Source organism: Kitasatospora sp. NPDC058032 (assembly GCF_042885845.1).
GTDB lineage: Bacteria > Actinomycetota > Actinomycetes > Streptomycetales > Streptomycetaceae > Kitasatospora.
The window spans coordinates 77,260-98,759 of sequence record NZ_JBHVRK010000001.1; the positions used below are offsets into that span (position 1 = coordinate 77,260).

17 protein-coding genes and 1 riboswitch are annotated in these 21,500 nt (G+C 73.6%); of the genes, 13 read left to right on the top strand and 4 right to left on the bottom strand.

What is annotated here, in order from left to right; translation table 11 throughout:
- Positions 1–222 precede the first annotated feature (222 nt).
- From ACFVUH_RS00335 to ACFVUH_RS00355, 5 genes are read left to right on the top strand one after another with little or no spacing between them, the layout of a single operon-like run.
- Positions 223–1,119: an ABC transporter substrate-binding protein gene (locus ACFVUH_RS00335; RefSeq protein WP_387910113.1), complete on the top strand. Its 897-nt coding sequence runs from the start codon at positions 223–225 to the stop codon at positions 1,117–1,119.
- The gene (locus ACFVUH_RS00340; protein WP_355373763.1) at positions 1,116–2,108 is read left to right on the top strand and encodes an amino acid ABC transporter permease; all 993 of its coding nucleotides are present in this window, start codon (positions 1,116–1,118) and stop codon (positions 2,106–2,108) included. Before ACFVUH_RS00335 ends, ACFVUH_RS00340 begins: the two co-directional genes overlap by 4 nt.
- Positions 2,109–2,128: 20 nt before the next feature.
- Complete coding sequence (locus tag ACFVUH_RS00345; protein WP_355373797.1) at positions 2,129–2,887, top strand: amino acid ABC transporter ATP-binding protein; 759 nt, start codon at positions 2,129–2,131, stop codon at positions 2,885–2,887.
- The gene (locus ACFVUH_RS00350) at positions 2,887–4,581 is read left to right on the top strand and encodes an amidohydrolase family protein (protein WP_387910116.1); all 1,695 of its coding nucleotides are present in this window, start codon (positions 2,887–2,889) and stop codon (positions 4,579–4,581) included. Before ACFVUH_RS00345 ends, ACFVUH_RS00350 begins: the two co-directional genes overlap by 1 nt.
- Positions 4,578–5,543 (top strand): serine hydrolase, encoded by a 966-nt coding sequence (locus ACFVUH_RS00355; RefSeq protein WP_387910118.1) that lies wholly within the window; start codon positions 4,578–4,580, stop codon positions 5,541–5,543. Before ACFVUH_RS00350 ends, ACFVUH_RS00355 begins: the two co-directional genes overlap by 4 nt.
- A 40-nt stretch (positions 5,544–5,583) precedes the next feature.
- Here the strand turns inward: ACFVUH_RS00355 and ACFVUH_RS00360 are convergent, their stop codons facing one another.
- The 3 genes from ACFVUH_RS00360 to ACFVUH_RS00370 all read right to left on the bottom strand — a co-directional run bounded on the left by ACFVUH_RS00360 (position 5,584) and on the right by ACFVUH_RS00370 (position 9,306).
- On the bottom strand, positions 5,584–6,519 hold the full coding sequence (locus tag ACFVUH_RS00360; RefSeq protein WP_355373756.1) for a LysR substrate-binding domain-containing protein: 936 nt from the start codon (positions 6,517–6,519) through the stop codon (positions 5,584–5,586).
- 167 nt (positions 6,520–6,686) lie between these two features.
- A complete protein-coding gene (lysA, locus tag ACFVUH_RS00365) occupies positions 6,687–8,090 on the bottom strand; it encodes a diaminopimelate decarboxylase (RefSeq protein ID WP_387910120.1) in 1,404 nt (467 codons plus the stop codon).
- 217 nt (positions 8,091–8,307) lie between these two features.
- On the bottom strand, positions 8,308–9,306 hold the full coding sequence (locus ACFVUH_RS00370; RefSeq protein WP_387910122.1) for a class I SAM-dependent methyltransferase: 999 nt from the start codon (positions 9,304–9,306) through the stop codon (positions 8,308–8,310).
- 407 nt (positions 9,307–9,713) lie between these two features.
- Between ACFVUH_RS00370 and ACFVUH_RS00375 the strand changes: the two genes are divergently transcribed.
- The 5 genes from ACFVUH_RS00375 (at position 9,714) to ACFVUH_RS00395 (ending at position 15,636) form a co-directional block, all read left to right on the top strand.
- Entirely contained in the window at positions 9,714–11,162 is a 1,449-nt protein-coding gene (locus tag ACFVUH_RS00375; RefSeq protein WP_387910124.1) for an aldehyde dehydrogenase family protein, read from the top strand.
- Between the two features lie 119 nt (positions 11,163–11,281).
- On the top strand, positions 11,282–11,812 hold the full coding sequence (locus ACFVUH_RS00380; RefSeq protein ID WP_387910126.1) for a Pycsar system effector family protein: 531 nt from the start codon (positions 11,282–11,284) through the stop codon (positions 11,810–11,812).
- A 107-nt stretch (positions 11,813–11,919) separates the two neighbouring features.
- A complete protein-coding gene (locus tag ACFVUH_RS00385) occupies positions 11,920–12,573 on the top strand; it encodes a Crp/Fnr family transcriptional regulator (protein ID WP_387910128.1) in 654 nt (217 codons plus the stop codon).
- Positions 12,574–12,718: 145 nt separating this feature from the next.
- Complete coding sequence (locus ACFVUH_RS00390) at positions 12,719–13,489, top strand: hypothetical protein (protein WP_387910130.1); 771 nt, start codon at positions 12,719–12,721, stop codon at positions 13,487–13,489.
- A complete protein-coding gene (locus ACFVUH_RS00395) occupies positions 13,486–15,636 on the top strand; it encodes a hypothetical protein (RefSeq protein WP_387910132.1) in 2,151 nt (716 codons plus the stop codon). The genes ACFVUH_RS00390 and ACFVUH_RS00395 overlap by 4 nt, the downstream gene beginning before the upstream one ends.
- Before the next feature lie 40 nt (positions 15,637–15,676).
- On the opposite strand, the gene ACFVUH_RS00400 is transcribed toward ACFVUH_RS00395, so the two are convergent.
- Positions 15,677–17,134 carry a glycine hydroxymethyltransferase gene (locus tag ACFVUH_RS00400; protein ID WP_387910134.1) on the bottom strand — a complete coding sequence of 486 codons (1,458 nt, stop codon included), beginning with the start codon at positions 17,132–17,134 and terminating at the stop codon, positions 15,677–15,679.
- A gap of 21 nt (positions 17,135–17,155) precedes the next feature.
- A riboswitch (ZMP/ZTP riboswitch) is annotated at positions 17,156–17,252 on the bottom strand.
- A 316-nt stretch (positions 17,253–17,568) separates the two neighbouring features.
- On the opposite strand from ACFVUH_RS00400, the gene ACFVUH_RS00405 reads away from it, so the two are divergent.
- The 3 genes from ACFVUH_RS00405 to ACFVUH_RS00415 all read left to right on the top strand — a co-directional run bounded on the left by ACFVUH_RS00405 (position 17,569) and on the right by ACFVUH_RS00415 (position 21,470).
- Positions 17,569–18,549, top strand: coding sequence for an ABC transporter permease (locus ACFVUH_RS00405; protein WP_387910136.1), 981 nt, complete (start codon positions 17,569–17,571; stop codon positions 18,547–18,549).
- 79 nt (positions 18,550–18,628) lie between these two features.
- Positions 18,629–20,380: an ABC transporter substrate-binding protein gene (locus ACFVUH_RS00410; protein WP_387910137.1), complete on the top strand. Its 1,752-nt coding sequence runs from the start codon at positions 18,629–18,631 to the stop codon at positions 20,378–20,380.
- Positions 20,381–20,477: 97 nt separating this feature from the next.
- Positions 20,478–21,470 carry an ABC transporter permease gene (locus tag ACFVUH_RS00415; protein ID WP_355373728.1) on the top strand — a complete coding sequence of 331 codons (993 nt, stop codon included), beginning with the start codon at positions 20,478–20,480 and terminating at the stop codon, positions 21,468–21,470.
- Positions 21,471–21,500: the final 30 nt, after the last annotated feature.

Genomic DNA, 21,500 nt, shown 5'->3' on the forward strand with positions numbered 1-21,500 from the left:
CCTGGAACTGTTTAATCCCCCCCGGGCCCCCCGGGGTCACCCCCCCCACCACCGTCCTACCGCCCCCCCCGGGCGTTGCCCGGTCGGCGCTTTCGCAGGTTCGGGGCAGGGGGGGCAGGCGTACGTATTTCGTTGGTCAGGGGGCAATAGTTTCATCATCTTCCATTCAGTTGGGGGCGGCTGCCAGCATCGGCGGACCGTCACCGCCTGAGGGAGATGCCGATGAACCGCCCCCGTCCCCTGCGTTGTCTGGCCGCGCTGGCACTGGTGGCCCTCGCCGCCACCGCCTGCGGGCGTTCCGATCAGGGTTCCGCCGCCGCACCCGGTGCGGCCGGCGGGGCCGCCGACACCGCCGGGAAGAGCTCCGCCGAGCTGCTGCCCGGCAAGTTCAAGCAGGCCGGCGTGCTCAGAGTGGCGACCGCCGTGGGTTACCCGCCGATGGAGATGTACAAGCCGGGCACCACCGAGCTGACCGGGGTCGACCCGGACCTCGCCGCGGCGCTCGCGGCGAAGCTCGGGCTGAAGCTGGAGATGACCAACGCCTCGTTCGACGGGCTGATCCCGGGCCTCCAGGCCGGCCGCTTCGACCTGGTGATGTCCTCGATGACCGACAGCGAGCAGCGCCGCCAGGCCGTCGACTTCGTCGACTACTTCCGCACCGGCGGGGTGGTCATGACCGCCAAGGACAACCCCCAGGGCATCAAGTCGCTGGAGGACCTCTGCGGCAAGCAGGTGGTGCTCGCCAAGGGCAGCTCCAACCTGGAGATCGGCGAGCAGCAGAACGCCAAGTGCGCGCAGAAGATGACCATCTCGCAGAGCGAGGACGCGCCCACCGGACTGCTGCAGCTGGACAGCGGGCGGGCCGTCGCCACCATCGTGGACTACCCGGTCGCGCAGATGTTCGCGCAGAAGAACACCGCGTACCAGGTGCTGCCCGAGCAGTACGGGACGGCGCCCTGGGGCATCGCCGTGGCGAAGAAGGAGAGCGGGCTGCGCGACGCGGTGCAGCGGGCGCTCCAGGAGCTGATCGACTCCGGTGAGTACCGCACGGTGCTCGACAAGTACGAGGTCGGCGGCAGCGCCGTCACCAAGGCCACCCTCAACACGGTCGGGCAGTGAGCACGGTGACGGGCGAGGGCACGAGAGGCGCCACCGCGACCGCCCCGGCGGCGAAGGCGATCGAGGACGACGACCTGGAGCTGCGGGTCACCGGGCGGCCCCGGCCCGGGCGGTGGGTGGCCGTGCTGGCGGCGGCGTTCGCCGCGGTCTGGCTGGCGTACACGATCATCGTGAACCCCAACCTGCACTGGGACGTCATCGCGAAGTACCAGTTCGACGGGGTGATCCTGGACGGCCTGTGGGTCACCGTCCAGCTGACCCTCATCTCGCAGGTGGCCGGCATCGTGATCGGTGTGGCGGCGGCGGTGATGCAGCTCTCGGACAGCCCGGTGCTGCGGACCACGGCCGGCGCGTACACCTGGTTCTTCCGCGGGACGCCGCTGCTGGTGCAGCTGATCTTCTGGTTCAACCTCGCGCTGCTGTTTCCGGAGATCAGCATCGGGATCCCGTTCGACGGGCCGAAGCTGATCAGCTGGCAGACGAACGCGCTGATCACCGGGTTCGTCGCGGCGCTGCTGGGCCTGTCGATCAACGAGGGCGCCTACATGTCGGAGATCGTCCGGGCCGGCATCCAGAGCGTCGACCCCGGGCAGCGGGAGGCCGCGGCGGCCCTGGGCATGTCCAACCGGCAGATCCTGGTCCGGGTGGTGCTGCCGCAGGCCATGCGGGTGATCATCCCGCCGTTCGGGAACCAGTTCATCTCGATGCTGAAGACCACCTCGCTGGTCTCGGTCATCGCGGGAGCCGACCTGATGACGGTCTCCCAGCACCTGTACCTGGCGAACTTCGAGGTCATCGCACTGCTGGTGGTGGCGTCGATCTGGTACCTGGTGCTGACCACCATCGCGAGCGTCGCGCAGCACGCCGTGGAGCGGAAGTTCAGTCCCGGCGCGCAGACGGCGCGCCCGGGGCTGGGGCAGCGGGTGCTGCGCAATCTGCGGCCCGGTGCGAGGAAGACCGACGTCAAGAAGAAGGGGGCGGCGAAGTGACGGTGGCCACGGACGAGGTGATCCTCTCGGCGCGCGGGGTGCGGAAGCACTTCGGCGAGCTGGAGGTGCTGCGCGGGATCGACCTGGAAGTGCGGTCCGGGGAGGTGCTCTGCGTGATCGGGCCCTCCGGCTCCGGCAAGTCCACCCTGCTGCGCTGCTTCAACCACCTGGAGAAGATCGACGCCGGGCGGATCGCCGTCAACGGCGAGCTGATCGGCTACGAGCCGGCCGGCTCCGGCGGCGTCCTGCGCGAGCGGCGGCCCAAGGACATCCAGCGCCAGCGCGAGCGGATCGGCATGGTGTTCCAGCGCTTCCACCTCTTCCCGCACCGCACGGCGGTGCAGAACGTGATGGAGGGACCGGTCGCCGTCCAGGGACGCGGCCGGGCCGAGGCCGAGCGGCAGGCCCGTGAGCTGCTGCGCCGGGTCGGCCTCGACGACCGCGCCGACCACTACCCCGGCCAGCTCTCCGGCGGCCAGCAGCAGCGGGTCGCCATCGCCCGGGCGCTGGCCATGGAGCCCACCCTGATGCTCTTCGACGAGCCGACCTCCGCACTCGACCCCGAACTCGTCGGGGAGGTGCTGGGCGTGATGCGCGATCTGGCCCGCAGCGGCATGACGATGATCGTCGTCACCCACGAGATGGGGTTCGCCCGCGAGGTCGCCGACCGGGTCGTCTTCATGGACCAGGGCGCGGTCGTCGAGGCCGGGCACCCCGCCGAGGTGTTCACCGCCCCGCGCCACGAGCGCACCCGGGCCTTCCTGGCGACGGTGCTGTGATGGCGGCCGTGGAACTGCTGGTGCGCGGCGGACTGCTGGTGGACGGCACCGGGGCACCCGCGCGGCCGGCCGACCTCGCGGTGGCGGGCGGGCGGGTCACCGTGCTGGCGCCCGGGGCGGACGCGGGCGCGGCGGGTGACACCGGCGGCCGTCCGGTGCCGGTCGTCGACGCCACCGGGCGGGTCGTCACCCCCGGGTTCATCGACGTGCACACCCACTCCGACGCGCTGGCCGCCGTCGGCGGGCCGGGCGTGGACGCGGAATCGGGGACGGGGACGCAGGGCGCGCGGGCGGACGGCGCGGACACCGCGTGGGACGCGCTGGAGGAGCTGCGGCTCGCCCCGCTGCTCCAGGGCGTGACCACCGAGATCAGCGGCAACTGCGGCAGCAGCCTGTTCCCCTGCCTGCCCGAGCGGCTGCCGGAGCTGGCCGAGCACCTGCGGGTCACCTTCGGCCTCGGCCCGGTCCGCCCCGCCGAGGACTTCGCCGCCTTCGCCGCCGCCCAGCGGCCCGAACTGCGCCGCAACCACCTCGCCTCGCTGGTCGGCCACGGCACCCTGCGCGCCGGGGTGATGGGCTTCACCGACCGGCCGCCCCGGCCGGAGGAGCTGGCCGCGATGTGCGAACTGCTCGACCGCGCCCTCACGCAGGGCGCGGCCGGGCTCTCCACCGGCCTGATCTACCCGCCCGGCACCTACGCCGACACGGCGGAGATCGTCGCGCTCGCCCGCGTCGCGGCCCGCCACGGCAAGCCGTACGTCACCCATCTGCGGGACGAGATGTCCCAGGTGGAGAAGGCCCTGGAGGAGGCGCTGGAGATCGCCGAGCGCTCCGGCGCGCCGCTCCAGGTCTCCCACCACAAGACCGCCGGCCGGCACGCCTGGGGCGCCACCCTGCGCACCCTCCCCCGGCTCGAACAGGCCCGCGCCGACGGCCTCGACGTCCTGCTCGACGTGTACCCCTACACCGCCGGCAGTACGGTGCTGCACGCGATGCTGCCGCCGTGGGCCAGCGAGGGCGGGATCGGCGCGCTGCTGGAGCGGCTGAGCCGTCCCGAGGTGCGCGAGCGGATCCGGGCGGACATCGCGGGCGGCGTGGACGGCTGGGAGAACACCGTCGGCAACGGCGGCTGGGACCTCATCGCGGTCGCCGCCGCCCCGGCCCGCCGCGCGGCCGAGGGCCACCGGATCGCCGACCTGGCGGCCGCGGGCGGCGTCGACCCGGTCGACTACGTCTGCGACCTGCTGCTCGACTCACGGGGAGAGGTGACCATCATCAGCCACTCGATGCGCGAGGACGACGTCCGCCGGGTGCTGGCCAGCCCGCTGTCGATGATCGGCTCGGACGGGGTGCCCAAGCCCGGGCGCCCGCACCCGCGCTGGGCGGGCAGCTTCGCCCGGGTCCTCGGCCACTACGGCCGGGAGGAGGGGCTGCTGTCGCTGGAGAACGCGGTGCACAAGATGACCGGGCTGCCGGCGGCGCGGTTCCGGCTCGCCGGGCGCGGCGTGGTCCGCGACGGCGCGGTGGCCGACCTGGTGGTGCTCGACCCGGACGCCGTCCGGGACGCGGCCACCTTCGAGCGGCCGCTGCTGGCGCCGGAGGGCGTGGCGGCCGTGGTGGTCGCCGGGCAGGTCGCGGTGTGCGACGGGCGGGCGACGGACGCCCGGGCCGGAGAGGTGGTACGGGTCCGATGATCCTGGCGCAGGTGGCGGCCGCCGCACGGTCGGCGGCCGCGCTGCCGTTGACCCTGGCGGTCGCGGCGGTGGACGTGGATGCGGATGCGGAGCTGACCGCCGGGACCGGCGACAGCGCGGTCGGGGTGGACGACACGGTGGTGCTGCCGGTCGCCAGCGCGTCCAAGCTGCTGCTGCTCGCGGAGGTCGCGCGCCGGCTGGACGCCGGGGAGCTGCGGGCGGACGCGGTGGTGCCGATCGAGGCCGAGGACGTGGCCGGGGGCACCGGGCTGCTCCGGCGGCTCGCGCGCGGGCGTGCGAGCGGGCGTGTGGCCGACGGCGGAGGCGCGGGCAGTGCCGACGGCGCGGGCGCGTGCGGCTGGACGGTCGAGGACCTGGCCTGGCTGACCGCCTCGGTCAGCGACAACACGGCCACCAACGCGCTGCTGCGCACGGTCGGCCTGCCCGCCACCGAGCGGCTGGCCCGGGAGCTCGGGCTGGAGCGGCTCACCCTGCACGACCGGGTCCGGGACGTCCGCGGGCCCGGTGTGCCGCCGGTGTTCGCCACCGGGACCGCCCGGGACCTCGCCCGGCTGGTCGCGCTGGCCGTCCGGGGCGAGCTGGTCACGCCCGGCGCGTCGGCGCGGCTGCTGGAGTGGATGCGCTCCAACACCGACCACGGGCTGGTGCCGGCGCTCGTCCAGCACGACCCCTACGCGGAGTGCTTCCCCGACTCGCTGCCCGGCGGGCTGCTGGTGGCCAACAAGACCGGGACCGACACCGGGGTGCGGGCCGACGCCGGGATGCTGATCGGCACCCGGCGGGTCGCCTACGCGGTCATCGCGCACTGGGACGTGGCGCTCGGGCCGAGCACGGAGCGGGCGGCGGTGCACGCCATCCGCGAGGTCGGGCGGGCGCTCGCGGCGGGCGCCCAGCGCGGCGAGCCGGCGAACTGCGCGCTGCTGCGGCAGCCGGGCGGCTGAGCCCCCGGGGGTCTCCGGCGGTGAGCGGCCGCCGGGGTGGTCAGGACCACTGCAGTTCGAGCAGTGACCGGACCTCCCCGGCGGCCGCGCGCAGTTCGCCGAGGAAGGCGCGGACCGCGGGGTTGCGGTTGGTGGCCCGGGTGGCCACGCCGATCCGGCGGTGCAGCTGCGGGTGGTCCAGGCGGCAGACGTGCACACCGGCGCTGTCGGCCAGGCCGAGCGCCGGGATCAGCGCGACGCCCATACCGGCCCGGGCCAGGCTGATCGTCACCTGGTAGTGGTCGCTGCGGCAGCGCACCCGGGGGCGGAACCCCTCGGCAGCGCAGGCGCGCTCCAGCACCGGCTCGCCGGTCGAGCCGCCGTGGGTGCCGATCCAGCTCTCGCCGTCGAGCTCGGCGAGCCGGACCAGGGTCCGCCGGCCGAGCCGGTGGCGCAGCGGCACGATCACCAACTGCGGCTCGTCGAAGTAGAGTTCGACCTCGGCGACGCCCTGGCGGCCGGCCTGCCGGATCCACGGGTCGAGCGGGTGCTCGAAGACCACGGCGGCGTCCAGCCGGCCGGCCTCCAGATCGGGGAGCAGCTCGTGCGGCTGGCCCATGATGAGTTCGAGTTCGACCTGCGGGTGGCGGGCCGAGAACGCGGTGAGCGCGCGGGGCAGCAGGTCCAGGCCGGCGGAGGCGAAGAAGCCGAGGCGCAGCACGCCCGCGGTGCCCCCGGAGTGGGCGCGCAGGTCGTCCTGGGCGACGGCCATGAGGTCGGCGATCGCCTGGGCGTGCTCGGCCAGCCGGACGCCCGCCGGTGTCAGCCGCAGGGACTGCGGCTGACGCTCGACCAGGGCGACGCCCAGCTCCTGTTCGAGCCGGGCGAGCTGGTGGGAGACGGCGGACGGGCTCAGGTGGAGCGCCTGCGCCGCGGCCACGATGGTGCCCCGGCGGGCGATCTCCAGCAGGACGAGCAGGCGGGCGCTGTTCAGCATCGGGCCAGGGTAGGTCATCGTGGCTGGTCAGGGGCGGAGGGCGGGGCTGCGGGCGGGGCGGGGCGGGAGCGAGGCGGAGGGCCGGGCGGGGCGCCCGGTACCGGGGAAGGAGCGGACCGGTCCCCCCGTTCCGGGGGACCGGTCCACGTGTTCGGCCGGGTCCGCGCTCAGGCGCCGGCGGTCCGGGCCGAAGCGGCGGGGAGCGTGGCGAGGCCCTCGGCCGGGCCGTCGGCGTCGAGGCGGAGCAGGTCCTCCTCGGTCTCCCGGCGCACCACCACCCGGGCCTCGCCGTCCCGGACGAAGACCACCGCCGGGCGCGGCAGCTTGTTGTAGTTCGACGCCATCGCGTACCCGTACGCGCCGGTGACCGGGGTGGCGAGCACGTCGCCGATCCGCAGCCCGGCCGGGAGGGCGGCGTCGTCGATGATGACGTCCCCGCTCTCGCAGTGCTTGCCGACCAGGCGGGCGCGCAGCGGCCGGGGCTCCTGCGGGCAGCGCGGCAGGAACGCCTCGTAGCGCGCGCCGTAGAGCGCCGGGCGCAGGTTGTCGCTCATCCCGCCGTCGACGCTCACATACGTCCGGACACCGGCGATCCGCTTGACCGTACCCACCCGGTAGAGGGTGAGCCCGGCCCGGGCGGTGATCGAGCGCCCCGGCTCGACCCCGAACTCCCCGGTCCAGCCCGCCCCGCGGACGGCCGCCCGGACCCGGTCCGCCCACACCGCGAAGGACGGCGCGCTCTGGCCCGCCAGGTAGGCCACGCCGAGTCCGCCGCCCACCGTCAGCCGGGCCACCCCGGAATCCACCGCGAACCTGGCCACGGCGGCGGCGCCGTCGGCGAGTTCGGCCGGGTCCAGGACCTGCGAGCCGACGTGCGCGTGGACGCCCTCCAGGTGGACGGCCGACGAGGCGGCGGCCCGGCGGACGGCGGCCTCGGCGGCCCCGTCGGCCAGGCCGAAGCCGAACTTGGAGTCGTGCCCGCCGGTGCGGATCGCCTCGTGGGCGCCCGCCGCGACGCCGGGCGCCACCCGCAGCTGGACCCGGGCCGGCGGCAGGCCCTCCTCGGCGACCAGGCGCTCGATCCGGTCCAGTTCGTCGAAGCTGTCGACGACGACGTGCCGCAGGCCGACGGTGAGCGCGGTGCGCAGTTCGGCCTCGCTCTTGTTGTTGCCGTGCAGCACGATCCGCTCCGGGGAGACCCCGGCGTGCAGGGCGGTGCGCAGTTCGCCGCCCGAGGCGACGTCGAGCAGCAGGCCCTCCTCGGCGGCGAGCCGGGCCATCGCGGTGCAGAGGAAGGCCTTCGAGGCGTAGGCGACGTTGCCCGGGCCGAAGGCGGCGACGGCCTCCCGGCAGCGGCGGCGCAGGTGCTCCTCGTCGTAGACGAAGAGCGGGGTGCCGAACCGGCGGGCGAGCTCCGTCAGCGCCACCCCGCCGACGGCGAGCCCGGCGGGGCCCGTCCCGGCGGTGAGCGGCAGCAGTCCGGCGTCGACCGGCGGCTCGGCGGTGGGGCGGCCGTCGTCGGCGGGCGACGGGACGGCGGAGGGCGGGGCGGCGGGCGAGATGGACGACACGGATTCCTCCCGGCGGGCTGGTTCGCCTGCCATCCTCGGCCGGGTGGGAGGAGTCGGAAAAGCGCTTTCTTCCGACCCTGAGCAGTACCGTCTTCGATGCTCCTGCCCGGTGGCACGGCGTCGGCGGAACGCGCGTCGGCCGCGCTCCCCCGCAACGGGGGTGCGCGGCCGACGGACGGCAGGCGGCAGGCGGCAGGCGGCAGCCGACGGGGCGCGGTCAGCCGCGCCGGGCCCGGCGGATCGCGGAGGCGACCACCGGCGGGAGGAGGTCGCCCACCGCCCGCTTGGCGACATTGGCCGGACGGCGGCGCTCGGCGGCGCGGGCCCGGCGCTCGGCGAGGTCGCGCACGGCCTCGTCGCGCTCGCGCTCGGCGGCACGCAGGGCGTCCTCGGTGGCCCGGGCGATCTCCCGGCGCGCGGCCTCGGAGGCCAGCCGGGTGTGGTGGCGGGAGACCCGGAACGGCGCGGCCCCGGCGTCGCTGCCGCCGATCCGGACCACCCGCTGCCCGGCGAGCGTCTCGTTGGTGACGTCGGACTGCGGCAGGGTGCCGCGGCGGGCCAGCAGGTCGAGCTGGGCGGGCTCCGGGTCGCCCCAGGTGCCGTAGAACTTGGAGTCGGTGAGCACGATCGGCCGCAGGCCGTTGTTGAACACCGCCTCCCAGGTGGCGGCGGCGACGCCCGGGGTGTGCGCGGAGCGGTAGTCGTCCAGCACCACGACGCCCTCCGGGGCGAGCGCGCTCCTGGCCACCTGGAGGTCGCCGGCCACGTGCTCGTAGAGGTGCGAGGCGTCGATGTGGATGAACCGGAAGGCGCCGGGCGGGATGCGGCCGCCGGCCAGCGTCGCGGTGGTGGCCTGGATGATCTCCGGCAGCCGGTCGTGGAAGGAGAGGTAGTTGGCCTCGAAGGCGGTGCGGGTCAGCGTCCTGCGGTAGGACATGTCCATCTCGGCGGCGTTCTCGTCGTCCGGCGCGTCCGAGTCGAAGAGGTCGCAGACCGTGAAGGTCTCGCCCGCCTGGAGGTGCGCCCCGATGACGATCGCACTGCGGCCGAGGTAGGCGCCCATCTCCAGGAGGTCCCCGGAGACGCCCGCCTTCTCCTGCCGTCCGAGGAACCAGTCGAAGAGGTGGCGGTCGTGGTCCCAGAACCACCCGGGGACGTCGTCGAGCACCGCCGGCTCCACCGGCTGCTGATCGGCACTGCGTGCGGCGTCGTTCATGAGGCGGCTCCTAAGACGGTACGAACGACCACGGGCTGGATCTCCGGGCACATGGACAGGACCCGGCCTGCCGGCCGGCCCTGGTCCGGCGCGCCCGAGTGGGCTGCAATCTACTCGCCACCGGGCCGACTCGGGAGAACTCGCGGGAAAGAGCTCCGGTCACCCGGCCATGTGCGGGCGTACTTGACCATCTGGCACAAAACACCGGCCCGGTTCGTCCATACTCCGCCGGGTCACCCGGTTTGTCACCAGCACCGGAAACGATCTTCACCGCACCGGAGTAGGCGCGGGAGGGCCGGTCCTTGCGCCTGCCGGGGGCGCACCGTTGACTGGTCCGGGACCCGGTCGGCCGTCCGGCGGACCGGCGGGGCCCGGGAACGATCTGAACCGGTACGAAGGGGCAGCACATGGCGGACGAGACGCAGCGGGCCGCAGGGTACGCCGAGTACACCGATCAGTACGTCGACGGCGCCTGGCGGCCCGCCCTGGACCAGGGGTCGATCCCGGTGCTCGACCCGGCGACCGAACGCCTGCTCGCCACCGTCCCGGCCGGCGGGGCGGCGGACGTGGACGCGGCCGTCGCGGCGGCCCGCCGGGCGGCCCGCGCCTGGGGCGCGACCGGCGCCGCCGAGCGGCTGGTGCCGCTGACCCGGCTGCGGGACGGCCTGGCCGCGCACCAGGAGGAGATCGCCGCCACCCTGACGGCCGAGCTGGGCGTGCCGATCGGCTTCGCCACCACCGTGCAGGCCACGCTGCCGCTGACGGTCACCGAGACCTACCTGGAGCTGCTGGCCGGGTACCCGTTCGAGGAGCGGATCGGCAACTCGGTGGTGCACGCCGAGCCCGCCGGGGTGGTCGCGGCGATCACGCCGTGGAACTACCCGCTGCACCAGATCGCCGCCAAGGTGGTGCCCGCGCTGGCGGCCGGCTGCCCGGTGGTCCTCAAGCCGGCCGAGGACACCCCCCTGGTGGCCCGGCTGTTCGCCCGGCTGGTCGACGCGGCGGGCTTCCCCGCCGGGGTGTTCAACCTGGTGACCGGCACCGGCGCGGTGGCCGGCGCGGCGCTGGCCGCCCACCCGGACGTGGACGTGGTGTCCTTCACCGGCTCGACGGCGGTCGGCCGCACGGTCGCCGAGACGGCCGGGCGCGGCATCAAGCGGGTGTCCCTGGAACTGGGCGGCAAGTCCGCCAACGTGGTGCTGCCCGGCGCCGACCTGGCCCGCGCGGTGAACGTCAACATCGCCAACGTCTTCGCCAACTCCGGCCAGACCTGCAGCGCGTGGACCAGGCTGCTGGTCCACCGCGACCAGTACGACGAGGCGGTGGCGCTCGCCGCGAAGGCCGCCGCCAAGTACGCCCCGGGCGACCCGACGGACCCGCTGACCCGGGTCGGGCCGGTGGTCAACGCCCGCCAGCGCGAGCGGGTGCGCGGCTACATCACCGGCGCCCTCGCCGAGGGCGCGCGCCTGGTCTCCGGCGGCGCCGAGGCCCCGGACGGCCTCGCGACCGGCTACTACGTCCGCCCGACCGTGCTCGCCGACGTCACCGCCGACATGACGGTGGCCCGGGAGGAGGTGTTCGGACCGGTGCTGGCGATCCTCGCCTTCGACGACGAGGACCACGCCGCCGAACTGGCCAACGCCACCGAGTACGGCCTGGCCGGCGGGGTCTGGGCGGCCGACACCGACACCGCCGCCCGCTTCGCCCGCCGTCTGGACGCCGGTCAGCTCCACCTCAACGGCGGCCCCTTCAACCCCCTTGCCCCGTTCGGCGGTTACAAGAACTCCGGCCTCGGCCGCGAACTGGGCCGGCACGGCCTGGAGGAGTTCCTGCAGTACAAGTCGCTGCAGTACTGACGCTGCGGCAGCAGTGACCCACGTCTCCCCCGGCCGGCACCGCGCTGGGCAGCCTCCGCGGTCGCGCGCCCACAGAATTGGGGCTCCCACCGCGCCCGCGGAGGACTCAGCAGAAGGGGATGAACGTGCAGACGGGCACACCCGCCGAACCGGGCCACCGACCGGTGGCCCGGCTCACCGCCCCATTGACCTCGTCCACCACCGAAGTCATCGGCGAGCTGCAGCGCACCGATGCCAAGGCCGCCGGAATCGGAGCGACCTCGGCGGCCGGTCTCACCACCGCCGCCGCCCTCTGCGGAACGCCGCCGCCACTGACCTGGACCACGACCGCGGTCATCGCCGTCGCGGTCACCGCCCTGGCCGGCGCACTCGGCCTGGCCCTGGTCGCCGTCCGGCCGCACCTCAAGCACGGGCAGCACCTCGCCGTCTCCTACCTCGACTTCGCCCGCCTCACGCCCGACCAGCTGCTCGAAGCGGTCACCACGCACCACGACCCCGACGCCCTGGCCGCTTCGCACGCGCAGAGGCTGGTGGCACTGTCCCGCCTCGCCCGCCGCAAGTACCGGCTCCTTCGTGTCTCGGTGGACCTCCTGTGCGGCGGGCTGGCCCTCGGCGCGACGGCCATCGCCCTCTCCTGGCTCGGTCACTGACGGCCGATCAAGCGCGTACCATCGTTCCGCGCCCCCTCGGCTGTCCGTGGACAGCAGAACCGGCCCGGCCTTGGCGCGGGCCCGGCCCGCATCCACGGGAGGCCACGATGCCGACGTCCCATCGAGAGGCCCTCGGCGAGAACCGCTGGGAGACGCTCCGGGAGCTCGCACCGGTCCGTTTCCGCGCCGCGCAGAGCGAGCTCCTGCGGCAGGACCGGGCCGGCACCTGTGTGATGCTCCTGGAGGCCGGGAGAGTGATGGTGACCGCGACCGGGCCGCTCGGCCGGGAGCAGCTGATCGCCGTCCGGGGGAGCGGCGAAATCCTCGGCGAGATGGCCGTGTTGACGGGCATCAAGCGCAGCGCGACCGTACGGACCCTCACCTCCTGCCAGGTCCACGTCATCCCCGCCGACGAGTTTCGCACCTTCGTGGACGAGCACGGGCTCCTCCAGCCGCTGCTCCAGCACTCCTACGGCCGGATCCGCGAGTCCGAGCAGAGCAGGCTGGAGCTGGCCACCGGTTCCGTCGCGGTCCGGCTCGCCTGCCTCCTGACGAGGCTGGCGGGGACGGCCTCCGCCGAGACCCCGGCCCGGATCGGCCTGCGCCAGGAGGCCCTCGCCCAGTTGATCGGCGCCTCGCGCAACGCGGTCGGGAACGCGTTGAAGGAATGGCGTGACCGCGGCTGGCTCACCACGACGCCCAGTGGCGGCATCACCGTCACCGACATCACCGCGCTGTACGACCACGCGACCGCTCCGTAGCGCCGGAGCGCCGCCGGTCCCGACCGCGTGGCACAGCTCACCCGCCACCTGCCCAGCAATGGGCAGCGCGGTCGCCCGGTCAGCGGTGATGATCGGGTCATGGTCACCGAGTGACCCGGACCTCCGACCCGAACGGAACACCGCCATGTCCCAGCAGAGCGCCGCGAACCCTCGCGATCTTCCACCCGACGTCGCGCTCTTCGTGGTCGACATCGTCGGCTACAGCAAGATCCACGAGACCGAGATGCCGAAGCTGCGGTCCGCGCTCGACGACGCGCTCGCGGAGTCGTTCGACCGGAGCGGCCTGTCCGACGAGTGGGCGGACCGGGCCACCGCCCGCGACACGGGCGACGGGTGGATCAAGATCGTGCCGGCCGCCCGAGTGGCACAGCTCGTGGATCCGGGCATCGCGCTGCTGGAGGAGGCGCTGCACCGGCACCACTGGCGGCGTCGTGCCTCGGTTCCCGCGCTCCGCACCAGGGTGAGCGTCCACCTGGGGCCGCTGTCCGCCGACTACCGGGGCGACGCGATCAACGACGCCTGTCGGCTGGTCGACAGCGACGCGGTACGGGCAGCCGCCGAAGTCGCGGCCGTGCACGAGTCGTTCACGGCCGCGATCCTCTCGGACGAGGTGTACCGCCGGGTCGTCGCGGCCCGCCGTACCGTCCACCTGTCCGAGCGGGACTTCCTCGAAGTGTCCGCCACGGTGCGGCAGAAGCAGTTCAGCCGCACGGCGTGGGTGCACGTCCCCCGGCTCTCCCCCGCCCTCCTCACGGCCGGCGAGCCGGAGCCGGATCCCGCGCCCGTGACTCCCGCTCCGCCCTCCGCGGGAGGCACGTTCCACATCGCCGGGAACGTCGGCACGGCCGTGAACTCGATCGGGAACATGACCGTCGGAGACATCAACTTCGCATGACAGAGGACGACCTGGAACGCCTCTTGGCCTTCCTGCCCGCGCCGAAGCGGACGGAACAGCGCGGCCCCGCGCCGGGCCCCGGTCAGGCGGACGCCCCGGCCGCCGCCACGGCGAGCGCGCCCGGTGGCGGCCGGACGTTCAACGTCGGCAACGCCGGTGTCGCCGCCTGGCACATCGGCACCGTGGTCCAGGAAGTCCGGCGGGACCTGCTGTGGGCCAGGCAGCTCGACCGGGGGGAGATCCTCGGCTCCCGCACCTTCGCGCGCCCGGCCGGCTGGAACGGCGCATGGGATCAGGGATGGGCCGCCCTCGCCGACCCCGACGTCCGGGTGATCATCGTCGTGTCGCCGCGGGGTTTCGGTTCGACCACCTTCGCCCACCAGTTGCTGGCCGCCCGGACGCCGGGGCGGATGACGCTCGTCCAGCTCGAACCGGACTGGCCTCGTCCCCAGGTCGAGAAGCTCCACCTCGAACCCTTCCACGCCTATCAACTCGATCTCAAGAACCCGGAGAAGGACCGGCCCTCCCAGGCGTTTCTGACGGATCTGGCGAAGAAGGTCGAGAAGCTGAGGTCCGACAGGTCGATCTGGGTCCTCACCGTGGCCGCCGACCTGTGGGCGAGCCATTGGGCCTGGTCGGCGCCGGGTGTCCAGGTCATCGAACTCCGGTCGCCACCGGACTCCCAGGTCGTGGTGGAGAAGGCGCTCTCCGCATCCGGGCATCCCTGGCTCACCGAGTACGTCCGGACGCCGACCGCCCGAAGGCAGGTGTCGGCGGTCCGGGACGCCGTCCAGGCCGTCCAGGCCGCTTCCTCGGTCATCGGCCAGTGGCGGGAGTACCGACATGACCGGCCGCTGGAGGCCCGTGCCGTCGTGACGAGCCGCCCGGTCGACACCGGACGGCCACCGGGCAGCGCTCTCGACGCCGACCTTCGGCAGCGGATCGAGAACGCTCTCGGGGACTGGCGCGCCGAGTTGGACGAGACCTTCGCCGGGGGCGGCGCCGGACGGACGCTCTCGCTGGAGGACCGCTGCCTCCTGCTCTCGCTCGCGGTGCACCGCCGCGCGCCCGCGGCGGTGATCTACAAGGACGCGCGGCTGCTGGAGAAGCTGATCGCCGAGTCCGACCGCACCACGCCGCCGACCAACCTCGGACAGGTCTTCGCCGGCCGGGGGCTGCGCCAGCGGCTCACCGACCTGCGGGCCGAGGTGAACTCCCAGGAGGTCGTCGAGTTCCACCGCCCCGGATTCGACGGCGCCGTCCTCGGCTACGTCTGGGACAACTACGAGGACATGCGTCCGGTGCTGCTGCGCTGGCTCGTGGAGATCGCTCCACCGGGCAGTCGTCGTTCCGGCCTGGGCATCGCCTCGCTCACCGCCCTGGCCGTCCGGCACCAGGATCCGGCGGTGCTGACGGACATCCGCGATGCCGCTTCGGGCCTCGGCCGGCCGGACGTGTGCGCGGAGGTCATGTCCCACGCCCTGCGGACCGAGCGCATGGAGTGGGCGGTCTGGGCCAGGCTCTACGACTGGGCGGACCACCGGGCGGAGACGCAGCTCCTCGTCGTGGCCGTGGCCGAATACGTTCTGGCCGACCCCGACGGCACGCCGACCGCCCGGCGCAAGGCCGTCACCCGGCTTCGGCGGGTCGCGTCGACCTCGAAGGACCTCTCGGTGCTCCGCGCGGTCCACGAGACCTACCGACAACTGGGCGCCGAGGAATCCGGACGGGATCTGCTGCTGTCCGAGGTGGTGCTGTGGAAGCTCGAACGCAAGGCTCCGCTGCCCGGAAAGATCGCGCTGTTGGCCCTGGCCACGGATCAGCACACGGCGGACCACCCGCTGCCCTGGCTGCTCCGCATCGACAACCAGGAGGTGCGCACCGCCGTGGACGACGGACTGCGCGAGCTGCTGTCGGACGCGGCCTTCGAGGCCGAGGCGGTGGAGGCGATCGCCAGGTGGCTGAAGGCCGCCGCCGGCGACATTCCGGCCTACCGGGTGGTCCTCGCACGCGCGGTGCCCCTGCTGAGGGGCCGTCCGTCGCGGACCGCGGGTGTCCATCTGATGCGCAGCATCGAGGGACTGGTCCTGCCCGACGGCACCAGCGTCGGGGACGACGTGTGGGACGCGCTCTCGGCCCCGTCCTAGCGGCGTGACGGCTCGCGGGCCGTCACGCCGCGGGTCGGGGTCAGGACAGCTCGACGCCCGGGTAGAGGGGGAAGTCGGCGAGGAGGTCGGCGGCGCGCTTGGCGACGGCCCCGGCGACGGCGGGGTCCAGGGCGTACTGGGCCTTGGACGGGACGCCGGCGGCGGTGGTGGCCGGGGTGGTGGCGCGCAGGACGGTGTCGATGAGGTCGGCGATCTCGTCCATCTCGGCGGTGCCGAGGCCGCGGGTGGTGAGCGCCGGGGTGCCGAGCCGCACGCCGGAGGTGTACCAGGCGCCGTTGGGGTCCTGCGGGACGGAGTTGCGGTTGGTGACGACGCCGGAGTCGAGCAGCGCGGCCTCGGCCTGGCGGCCGGTCAGGCCGTGGCCGGAGACGTCGGCGAGCACGAGGTGGTTGTCGGTGCCGCCGGTGACGAGCGTGCCGCCGCGGCGCAGCAGGCCCTCGGCGAGGGCCTGCGCGTTGTCGACGACCTGACGGGCGTAGGCGCGGAACTCGGGGCGGCGGGCCTCCGCGAAGGCGACCGCCTTGGCGGCCATGACGTGCGCGAGCGGGCCGCCGAGCACCAGCGGGCAGCCGCGGTCGACGTGCTCGGCGAGTTCGGTGGTGCACAGCACCGCGCCGCCGCGCGGGCCGCGCAGCGACTTGTGGGTGGTCGTGGTGACGATGTCGGCGTACGGCACCGGGTCGAAGTCGCCGGTGAGCACCTTGCCCGCGACCAGGCCGGCGAAGTGCGCCATGTCGACCATCAGGGTGGCGCCGACCTCGTCGGCGATCTCGCGCATCCTGCGGAAGTTCACCAGCCGCGGGTAGGCGGAGTAGCCGGCCACCAGGATCAGCGGGCGGAACTCGCGGGCGGTGGCGCGCAGCGCGTCGTAGTCGATCAGGCCGGTGACCGGGTCGGTGCCGTAGCTGCGCTGGTCGAACATCTTGCCGGAGATGTTGGGGCGGAAGCCGTGGGTGAGGTGGCCGCCGGTGTCCAGGGACATGCCGAGCATGCGCTGGTTGCCGAGCTCCCGGCGCAGCTCGGCCCAGTCCTGCTCGGTGAGGTCGTTGACGTTGCGGACCTCGGCGCGCTCCAGGGCGGGGCTCTCGACGCGCTGGGAGAGCACGGCCCAGAAGGCGGTGAGGTTGGCGTCGATGCCGGAGTGCGGCTGGACGTAGGCGTGGTCGGCGCCGAACAGGGCGCGGGCGTGCTCGGCGGCGACGGTCTCGACGGTGTCGACGTTGCGGCAGCCGGCGTAGAAGCGGCGGCCGGCGGTGCCCTCGGCGTACTTGTCGCTGAGCCAGTTGCCCATGGCGAGCAGGACGGCCGGGGAGGCGTAGTTCTCGCTGGCGATGAGCTTGAGCGAGGCGCGCTGGTCGTCGATCTCCCGGCCGATGGCGTCGGCGATCCGCGGTTCGACCTCGCGGACCACGTCGAGGGCGGAGCGGAAGGCGGTTTCGGCGGCGGGGGTCGCGGCCGTGTGCGGCTGCGGGGCCATGGCGGTCTCCTGGTGGGGAGGTCGGGAGGCCCAGGCGCTCGGCAACTGCGTCGTGTTCGGCACGGGGCCGCTTCCCGATGGTCGATTCCATCCGTGCGCGCCAGTCGCGGCCCGCCGGAATCGTACCAATGCCGGGCGGTCTGTGGCGGAGATCTCACCATACGGGACGGTGGCGGACATGACACGCCTTTTGCCCCGGTATGCCCGGCCCAGTGCTACGGCAGTATTGCGGCGGAATGAAACCGCAACAATTCCCGAAACAAAGTACTCGAAGTACCCCGGCGACGCCTTCGGAATGATTTGCGAGAAGTCCCCGGGATCCGATCTGATGACGCCCGTCGGCCTTCCGGGAAACCCCCGGAGCGGCCGCTCGGAAATGCACGTCGGCGCCCCCTGAACCGCAGGGGGCGCAGAATTCGGGGAGTACGCCTCTCATGGCCGTGGTCGAACAAGTCGCCGCACCGGACGCCCCGGCGCCGTCCCCGGCGCCCGTCCCGACGAGCCTGCTGCGCCGCGTCTGCCGCGACCGCACCGGGGCCGTCGCGCTCGGCGTCGTGGTGTTCTTCCTGCTGATCGCCGTGGCGGCCCCGCTGATCGCCGCGCTGTACGGCAAGAGCCCCACCGAGCACTACGGCCAGAACGTTCCGGGCCTGCTCAGCGACGGCGGCCTGCCGATCGCACCGAACGGCGGCATCTCCGGCGAGTACTGGTTCGGCCTGGAGCCCGGCCTCGGGCGCGACGTGTTCACCCAGCTGCTGTACGGCATCCGCACCTCGCTGCTGATCGCCTTCGCCTCGGCCGCCGTGACCACCACCCTCGGGGTGCTGGCCGGGGTCGCGGTGGGCTACCTCGGCGGGGTGACCGACCGGCTCTTCGGTTTCCTGTCGAACGTCCTGCTGGCCTTTCCGACGCTGCTCCTGCTGCTCGCGCTCAGCCCGGTGATCCAGTCCCGGCTGGTCGATCCGGGCACCGCGGAACCGGAGTGGATGCAGTTCCTGGTGCTCGTCCTGGTCTTCTCCGCGTTCGGCTGGATTCCGCTCGCGCTTTCCCTGCGGGCCGCCGTCCGGTCGCTCCGCGAAAGGGATTTCGTGCAGTCCGCCCGGGCGCTCGGCGCCGGCGGATTCCATATCGTCTTCCGGGAACTCCTGCCGAATGTCCGGGCGCAGCTGCTGGTGCACGCCACCATGGCGGTGCCGACCTTCGTCGCCTCCGAGGCGGTGCTGTCCTTCCTCGGCGTGGGCGTCAACGAGCCGGTCCCGGACTGGGGCCGGATGATCTCCCGCGGCTCCGAGGTCTTCCAGGCCGACCCGACCTACATGTTCTTCCCGGGCCTCGCGCTGCTGGCCTTCGTGCTCGCCTTCAACCTGCTCGGCGACGCCGTCCGGGACGCCCTGGACCCGCGCGCCGCGCGCTGAGGCCTCCTCCCGAAACCTCCCTCGTTCACACCGTTCACCCGACCCGCCCCGGAGCTCCCGGGGCAAGGAGAGATTCGCCATGCGCTGGATCAGACCGTCCCTCGCCGTCGTCGCGACCGCCCTGCTGGCGACGTCCTGCTCGGCCGGCGCGGGCACCACCGGCAGCGGCCCGAGCGCCGCCGCCAAGGACAGCTCGCCGCTGACCGCCGCGCTCGGCACCGAGCAGGAGAGCGCCGGCCCGGCCCCCGCCGTCCCCGGCGCCCGCCCGGGCGGCACGGTGAACGTCTACAACGCCACCGACTTCCGCCACCTGGACCCGCAGAAGGTGTACGCGGGCGCCACCTACAACACCTCGCTGCTGTGGGGCCGCCAGCTGACCCAGTACCAGGTGGTTGACGGCAAGGCCAAGCTGGTCGGCGACCTCGCCACCGACACCGGCACCTCCACCGACGGCGGCCGCACCTGGACGTACAAGCTGAAGGAGGGCGTGGCCTGGGAGGACGGCCAGCCGATCACCTCCCAGCAGGTCAAGTACGGCATCGAGCGCTCCTTCGGCAAGGGCTACGAGGTCGGCCCGCCGTACTGGCCGCAGTGGCTCACCGGCGAGGCCAGCTACGACGACGCCCGCAAGAAGTACGGCGGCCCGCAGGACGGCGACCTCGCCGCGATCGAGACGCCGGACGAGCGCACCGTCGTCTTCCACTTCCCGCAGCCGCAGGCCGACGTGCCGTACATGGCCGCGCAGTCCTCCTCCTCGCCGGTGCGCAAGGACAAGGACACCGGCGTCGACTACGACCGCCAGCCGTTCGCCACCGGCCCGTACCGGATCGTCGAGCACGTCCAGAACACCCGGCTGGTGCTGGAGCGCAACCCGAACTGGAAGGCGGAGACCGACCCGATCCGCAACCAGTACCCGGAGAAGTTCGTCTTCAGCTTCGGCAAGGAGGCGCTCAACATCAACCAGGAGATCCTCTCCGGTCGCGACGGCGGCGCCGACGCCACCACGGTCTCCACCCCGCTCTCCCCCGAGCTGTACCAGACCGTGGACACCGACCCGAAGGCCAAGGAACTGGTCACCTCCGGCCGGCGGGGCGCCTTCGTCACCTACCTCATGGTCAACAACGAGCGGGTGAACGACGTCGAGGTCCGCCGGGCCCTCAACCTCGCCTACCCGCGCCAGCAGGCCCGCCAGGTCCAGGGCGGCAGCCGGGTCGGCGAGTTCGCCAGCACGCTCAGCTCGCCCGCCCTGGTCGACTGGCAGAAGTACGACCTGAACCCGGCGAAGCCGGAGGGCGACCCGGAGGCCGCCAAGGCCGCGCTGGCCAAGGCCAAGCAGCCGCCCGCGCCGCTCACCTACGCGTACGCCAACACGCCCGACGGGCAGCGGGTCGCCCAGGTGCTGGTCGACGGCTTCGCCAAGGCCGGCATCACGGTCGTGCCCAAGCCGGTCGACGCCAAGGCCCTGCTGGACGAGGCGCACCGCGCCGACTCCCCGTACGACCTGTGGGAGGAGACCACCTCGGTCGACTGGCCGACGCCCTCCACCCTGATCCCGTTCTCCTTCGACGGCCGTGCCAACGCCGACCTCAACTCCGCCCGCTACCGCAACGGCGAGGTGGACAAGGAGATCGACCGGATCAACCAGATCGGCGAGCCGCACGCCAAGGCCAAGGAGCTGTACGCCCTGGAGCAGACGGTGATGAAGGACCTGCCGGTGCTGCCGTGGGTCTACCCGAACGTCGACCAGCTGCACGGTGCCAACGTCGGCGGCTCGTTCATCCACCCGATCTACGGGTCGGTCAGCCTCGCCTGGCTCTACCTGAAGTCCTGACGCCCCGAAGTCCCCGGACGGTCCCGCCGCGCGCCTCCCCCGAGGAGCGCGCGGCGGGGCCACCACCCCGACGCCCCCCGACCCCGGACCGGCCACCATGCTCTCCTTCGCCCTGCGGCGGATCCTCCAGGCGCTCGCCGTCCTGGCCGCCGTCTCCGCCGCCGCCTTCGCCCTCTTCTACGCCGGCCCCGCCGACCCCGCGCGCGCCGCCTGCGGCCCGCGCTGCGACACCGGCCAGGTCGCGGCGGTCCGCACGAGCATGGGCCTGGACCAGCCGCTGCTCGCCCAGTACACCGACTACCTCACCGGGATCGTCGCCGGCCGGGACGTCCAGGACGTCGACGGCTCCACCCGCCACTGCGACGCGCCCTGCCTCGGCTACTCCTACCGGCTGCACCAGCCGGTCACCGAGGCGCTGGCCGACCACCTGCCGGTGACCGTCTCGCTGGCGGCGGGCGCGCTGGCCGTGCTGGTGCTGTTCGGGCTCGGCACCGGCTTCGTCGCCGCGCTGCGGCACGGCACCCGCACCGACAAGCTGCTGTCCGGCTTCACGCTGGTCGGCGCCAGCGTGCAGATCTACTTCCTCGGCTACGTCGCGCAGTGGGGGCTCGTCTACACCACCGGACTGCTGCCGCTGCCCTCCTACACCCCGCCGGCCACCGACCCCGTCGCCTGGGCGGGCGGTCTGCTGCTGCCCTGGATCGTCCTCGGCTTCGTCAACTCGGCGGTGTTCGCCCGGCTCACGCGCTCCCAGCTGCTGGAGACGATGAACGAGGAGTACGTGCGCACCGCCCGCGGCAAGGGCCTCGGCCGGCTGCGCACCCACCTCAAGTACACCTCGCGCGGCGCCGCCGGACCGCTGGTGCAGCTGCTCGGCCTGGAGGCGGGCGCCCTGCTCGGCGGCGCGGTGATCACCGAGACGGTGTTCGGGCTGAACGGCGTGGGCCGCTTCGCCCTGGAGGCCGTCGAGGGGCAGGACCTGCCGGCCGTGGTCGGCGCCGTCCTGCTGGCCGCCTGCTTCGTCGTGCTGTTCGTCGCGCTGGCCGACCTCGCGGTGGCCTGGCTCGACCCGCGCATCCGCCTCGGCTGACCGTCCCCGCCGCCCCCTTCTGGAGCCCCA

Excerpts from the sequence above, each read along its gene's own strand:
- ACFVUH_RS00335 (WP_387910113.1), top strand. The coding sequence starts at position 223 with ATGAACCGCCCCCGTCCCCTGCGTTGTCTGGCCGCGCTGGCACTGGTG.
- ACFVUH_RS00350 (WP_387910116.1), top strand. The coding sequence starts at position 2,887 with ATGGCGGCCGTGGAACTGCTGGTGCGCGGCGGACTGCTGGTGGACGGC.
- ACFVUH_RS00355 (WP_387910118.1), top strand. The coding sequence starts at position 4,578 with ATGATCCTGGCGCAGGTGGCGGCCGCCGCACGGTCGGCGGCCGCGCTG.
- ACFVUH_RS00360 (WP_355373756.1), bottom strand. The coding sequence starts at position 6,519 with ATGCTGAACAGCGCCCGCCTGCTCGTCCTGCTGGAGATCGCCCGCCGG.
- ACFVUH_RS00370 (WP_387910122.1), bottom strand. The coding sequence starts at position 9,306 with ATGAACGACGCCGCACGCAGTGCCGATCAGCAGCCGGTGGAGCCGGCG.
- ACFVUH_RS00375 (WP_387910124.1), top strand. The coding sequence starts at position 9,714 with ATGGCGGACGAGACGCAGCGGGCCGCAGGGTACGCCGAGTACACCGAT.
- ACFVUH_RS00380 (WP_387910126.1), top strand. The coding sequence starts at position 11,282 with ATGAACGTGCAGACGGGCACACCCGCCGAACCGGGCCACCGACCGGTG.
- ACFVUH_RS00385 (WP_387910128.1), top strand. The coding sequence starts at position 11,920 with ATGCCGACGTCCCATCGAGAGGCCCTCGGCGAGAACCGCTGGGAGACG.
- ACFVUH_RS00390 (WP_387910130.1), top strand. The coding sequence starts at position 12,719 with ATGTCCCAGCAGAGCGCCGCGAACCCTCGCGATCTTCCACCCGACGTC.
- ACFVUH_RS00395 (WP_387910132.1), top strand. The coding sequence starts at position 13,486 with ATGACAGAGGACGACCTGGAACGCCTCTTGGCCTTCCTGCCCGCGCCG.
- ACFVUH_RS00400 (WP_387910134.1), bottom strand. The coding sequence starts at position 17,134 with ATGGCCCCGCAGCCGCACACGGCCGCGACCCCCGCCGCCGAAACCGCC.
- ACFVUH_RS00405 (WP_387910136.1), top strand. The coding sequence starts at position 17,569 with ATGGCCGTGGTCGAACAAGTCGCCGCACCGGACGCCCCGGCGCCGTCC.
- ACFVUH_RS00410 (WP_387910137.1), top strand. The coding sequence starts at position 18,629 with ATGCGCTGGATCAGACCGTCCCTCGCCGTCGTCGCGACCGCCCTGCTG.
- ACFVUH_RS00415 (WP_355373728.1), top strand. The coding sequence starts at position 20,478 with ATGCTCTCCTTCGCCCTGCGGCGGATCCTCCAGGCGCTCGCCGTCCTG.